3 protein-coding genes are annotated in these 2,128 nt (G+C 62.1%); all 3 read right to left on the bottom strand.

Annotation, left to right across the window (positions count from 1 at the left end; all coding sequences use genetic code 11):
* A partial coding sequence (locus EN994_RS28470) for a biotin/lipoyl-containing protein (protein ID WP_164746282.1) occupies positions 1 to 100 on the bottom strand: 100 nt, incomplete at its 3' end.
* Positions 101 to 118: 18 nt separating this feature from the next.
* The gene (locus EN994_RS28465; protein ID WP_063168050.1) at positions 119 to 1,522 is read right to left on the bottom strand and encodes a pyruvate dehydrogenase complex E1 component subunit beta; all 1,404 of its coding nucleotides are present in this window, start codon (positions 1,520 to 1,522) and stop codon (positions 119 to 121) included.
* 15 nt (positions 1,523 to 1,537) lie between these two features.
* A partial coding sequence (locus EN994_RS28460; RefSeq protein WP_245466108.1) for a thiamine pyrophosphate-dependent enzyme occupies positions 1,538 to 2,128 on the bottom strand: 591 nt, incomplete at its 5' end.

The following is a 2,128-nucleotide window of genomic DNA, read 5'->3' as shown; positions in this document are numbered from 1 at the left end:
CGCCCGGCGAAACCTTGTCGCCTTCCTTGACGAGCCACTTGGACAGATTGCCCTCTTCCATCGTGGGCGACAGGGCCGGCATGGTGATGTTGATTGGCATTTTGTCCTCCCGCCCGGTTCAGCGATATGTGACGGCTTTGACCGCCTCGATGACTTCGCCGACGTTCGGCAAAGCCAGTTTCTCGAGGTTGGCGGCATAGGGCATCGGCACATCCTTGCCGGCGATGGTGATGACCGGCGCGTCGAGGAAATCGAAGGCGCGCTGCGACACCTGGTTGGCGATATGGTCGCCGACCGAGTTCTGCGGATATCCCTCTTCGACAACGATCAGCCGGTTGGTCTTCTTGACCGAGGCGATGATGGTGTCGAGATCGAGCGGCCGGATCGTGCGCAAGTCGATGATCTCGGCATCGATGCCCAAGCCGCGCAGCTCGGCTTCCGCCTTGACCGCATAGGTCATGCCGATGCCGAAAGAGACGATGGTGACGTCCTTGCCGGTCTTGTGGATGCGCGCCTTGCCGATCGGCAGCACGAAATCATCCAGCTTCGGCACGTCGAAGGACTGGCCATAGAGGATCTCATTCTCGAGGAAGATGATCGGATTGGGATCGCGGATCGCCGCCTTCAACAAGCCCTTGGCGTCGGCGGCGGTGTAGGGCATCACCACTTTCAGGCCCGGAATGTGGCTATACCAGGCGGCGTAGCACTGCGAGTGCTGCGCGGCGACGCGTGCGGCAGCGCCGTTCGGTCCACGGAAAACGATCGGCGCACCCATCTGGCCGCCCGACATGTAGAGCGTCTTGGCGGCGGAGTTGATGATCTGGTCGATCGCCTGCATGGCGAAGTTGAAGGTCATGAACTCGACGATCGGCTTCAGGCCGGCCATCGCCGCGCCGACGCCGACGCCGGCAAAGCCATGCTCGGTGATCGGCGTGTCGACGACGCGCCGCGGCCCGAATTCCTGCAGCAGCCCTTGCGTGATCTTGTAGGCGCCCTGGTATTCGGCGACCTCCTCGCCCATGACGAAGACATCGCCGTCGCGGCGCATTTCCTCGGCCATCGCATCGCGCAGCGCTTCGCGTACCGTGGTCGAGACCATCTCTGTGCCGGCCGGAATGTCCGGATCGGCGGCGATTTCCGTCTTCGGTGCAGCAGCCACCGGCGCGGCAGCCGGTTTTGCGGCCTCCGCCTTGTCCTCCGCCGCGGCTGGAGCCTCTGCCTTTGCCGGTGATTCCGCCTTGGCGGGAGCCGAGGACTTGCCGATATCGCCGGCACTTTCGCCGTCCTGCAGCAAAACGGCAATCGGTGTGTTGACCTTGACGCCTTCGGTGCCGGCGGCGATCAGGATCTTGCCAAGCGTGCCTTCGTCGACGGCCTCGACTTCCATCGTCGCCTTGTCGGTTTCGATCTCGGCGATGACGTCGCCGGCGACGACCTTGTCGCCCTCATTCTTCAACCACTTGGAAAGATTGCCCTCTTCCATGGTCGGCGAGAGAGAGGGCATGAGAATTTCGATCGGCATGTCCTTGCCCTCCCGTTACAATACGATATCGGTCCAGAGCTCGGACGGATCCGGCTCTGCATCGTTCTGGGCAAATTCGGCGGCGTCAGCGACGATGTCGCGGACCTCCTTGTCGATGGCCTTAAGCTCGTCCTCGGTTGCCCACTTCTTCTCGATCAGCCGCGCCTTGACCTGTTCGATCGGGTCATGGTCGGAGCGCATCTTCTGCACTTCTTCCTTTGAGCGGTATTTCGCCGGATCGGACATCGAGTGACCGCGATAGCGATAGGTCTGCATTTCGAGAATGATCGGCCCGTTGCCGGCGCGGCACCATTCGGTCGCCTGGTCGCCGGCGGCCTTGACAGCGCGCACGTCCATGCCGTCGACCTGGATGCCGGGAATCTTGAACGAAGCGCCACGGTGCGAAAAATTGGTTTCCGCCGAAGAGCGCGACACCGAGGTGCCCATGGCATACCGGTTGTTCTCGATGATGTAGATCACCGGCAGCTTCCACAGCGAGGCCATGTTGAAGCTTTCATAGACCTGGCCCTGGTTGGCCGCACCGTCGCCGAAATAGGTCAGCGAGACATTGTTGTTGTCGCGGTAGCGGTTGGCGAAGGCCAAGCC

Origin of the sequence: Mesorhizobium sp. M7A.F.Ca.CA.002.09.1.1, from assembly GCF_003998555.1 — a bacterium.
GTDB classification, from domain to species: domain Bacteria; phylum Pseudomonadota; class Alphaproteobacteria; order Rhizobiales; family Rhizobiaceae; genus Mesorhizobium; species Mesorhizobium ciceri.
Note: the sequence above shows the minus strand (reverse complement) of the source record. Positions and strands in the feature narration are given on the sequence as shown.